This window comes from Soehngenia saccharolytica DSM 12858 (genome assembly GCF_059568515.1).
Genome location: NZ_JCANTN010000063.1, coordinates 1 through 2,201, shown reverse-complemented (window position 1 = coordinate 2,201; position 2,201 = coordinate 1). Strand labels below are relative to the sequence as shown.

The 2,201-nt window shown below is 27.1% G+C and carries 3 protein-coding genes; all 3 read left to right on the top strand.

Annotated elements, in window-relative coordinates; translation table 11 throughout:
• Positions 1-176 precede the first annotated feature (176 nt).
• The 3 genes from BO51_RS10030 (at position 177) to BO51_RS10020 (ending at position 1,668) form a co-directional block, all read left to right on the top strand.
• Positions 177-488: a hypothetical protein gene (locus BO51_RS10030; protein ID WP_011838201.1), complete on the top strand. Its 312-nt coding sequence runs from the start codon at positions 177-179 to the stop codon at positions 486-488.
• 310 nt (positions 489-798) lie between these two features.
• Entirely contained in the window at positions 799-1,059 is a 261-nt protein-coding gene (locus BO51_RS10025; protein ID WP_011838200.1) for a metalloregulator ArsR/SmtB family transcription factor, read from the top strand.
• Between the two features lie 12 nt (positions 1,060-1,071).
• On the top strand, positions 1,072-1,668 hold the full coding sequence (locus BO51_RS10020; protein WP_041734287.1) for an SdpI family protein: 597 nt from the start codon (positions 1,072-1,074) through the stop codon (positions 1,666-1,668).
• The last annotated feature ends 533 nt before the right edge of the window (positions 1,669-2,201 follow it).

Below are 2,201 nucleotides of genomic sequence, written 5' to 3'. Positions count from 1 at the left end.
AATACGAAACAAATATTTCCGAAAATTGACAAAAAATAAAGCCTTTCCAATGGCTTCAGCGATTATTTTTTGGAGTAAGTGTCAAAGACCCGTGTTTACAGTTTAATACAGTGTGATATAATATTAATATAAATATATAAATATATATTTATATTAATATTTTTGGAGGGGTTGTCATGAAAGAAGACAAAAAAATTGATTTCAAAACACTAATATCAATAGGGGTATATGCGGTTATATTAATAGTTAGCGGTTACCTTTTACAAGACATGAAAAATGGAATAGGAATATTTGTATCGATTGCTCTAATTGGTTTAATTTTATTAGTCGTAATGCATTCTAGAAGAGCTGTATATACTTGCATAGAGTGCAAGAAGGAATTTAAAATATCTCCAGTTATTGATTTAATTTCTCCGCATAATGTAGATAAAAAATATTTAAAGTGTCCTTATTGTGGGAAGCGGGGTTGGCATAGGGAAAAGAGATAGTTTTATTTGGCAGTTTTAGAATATATCCGGGGAACGATAATTAAAAATTGGTGAATATAATAGTAATTGATATGTTTTTAATAAAACAGTATTAACTAAATAAGTAAGCAATGGTAAAAGGTATTTTAATCTCCCAAAGTTATCTATAGGTGCCAAAAACTTAGCTTTATTTGCGAATATTCAGAGAAATAATTAATATGATATTAAATTTCTAAGAATTTTACTCTGAGATAATTCTTGCATGATAGTCAATTGTGAAAAATCAGTAGTTTGAAAAACTTTGGAAGTACTATTAGGAAGAGGTGAGTTTTTGGATAAAATATTTAAGGCATTATCTGATGAATCAAGAAGGAAGATTATTAGTATGCTCGTAGAAAAGGATATGTCAGTAAATGAAATTGCTAAGGATTTTAATAAAACGCAACCATGTATATCCCATCATTTAAAAGTTCTTGAAAGTGCAGGAATTGTTGAATCTAGAAAAGAAGGGCAATTCTCAATTTACTCTATAAAGATGTCTTCAATTCAGTATATTATAAATTGGTTTATGGGACTAAGAGATAATAAGTAGGAGGGAAGTGTGTTGGATAAAAATAAGAATAGAGGGATACTATTTATTATTTTAGCAAATATTGTATTTGCAGTTTCTTACTATATTGCTAATAAAAATAGTTCAACAAGTAATCTATATGCCACACTAATAATTGCAGTTAGTATTCTGATTCAGTATGTAATTTTTAGGACGTATGCAGGCAAGGCGAAAGATATGGCTGCTATTGAAAAATACTATTATAAAGTGTTAATAAGTTCTACAATCGTATTAATGACTATACAATTTGTATTACTTTATAGTTACTTTAATGCGAAAATAGATTCTTATAAAATTGTTTCGATAATAATTTCGTATATGCTAATTTATATTGGTAATATAATGCCGCAAATCAAACAGAATTTTATAATTGGAGTAAGAACAAAAAAAGCATTAAGTAACGAGAAGGTGTGGAGAAAGGCTAATACAATTGGAGGAATTAGTTTAGTAATTGTTGGAACAATATTATTCATAATTTGTTTATTTATGAGAGGCAAATATTTGATCGTGCTATTATTAGTAGGAGTAGTATTATGGTCAATAATTAATGATTTTTATATTAGTGTTTATTGTAAAAAGAATAAGATTTGATGATATATCTAAAAAAGATATATTTTACATTAGAATGTAAAAAAAGGATGTATATTTTATTTTACAATATTCTTCGGAAGTATATTGCTTATAGCTAAGTGGTGAAAAGTCCTCATCCGGTATTAGGATGGGGTCTTTTCTATGTCATCCTTAATTAAATTATAAAGTAGTTACACAATAGTACTAAAATTTAATATAATATGGGTTGAAAGTAAAAAAATAGTTGAAAGAACAAAGAAAAATATTTTATGTTTTTTTCTAGAGTTATGCATAATCTTATTTTATTCCATAATCCTGGCAAATAGAATTTTAAAAGCTTCCGAATGGTTTGAAATTCAAATGTAATCTTTGCTGATATTTAAATAGCAAAAGAATTTAAAATATCATTGTGTCCTATTAAATGCAACATATTTTTCTCGAGACTGTGAAATAATTTGCGTATGAAAATCCTCCAGGTTAAGGTAAAATAAAAATAACTTAACTAGGAGGATTTTGTTATGGGAAGAAAAAGGCCAGAAAGAAAGAATGCTATG

What these genes read in the sequence shown, in the direction of transcription:
- BO51_RS10030 (WP_011838201.1), top strand. Translation starts at nt 177, where the DNA reads ATGAAAGAAGACAAAAAAATTGATTTCAAAACACTAATATCAATAGGG.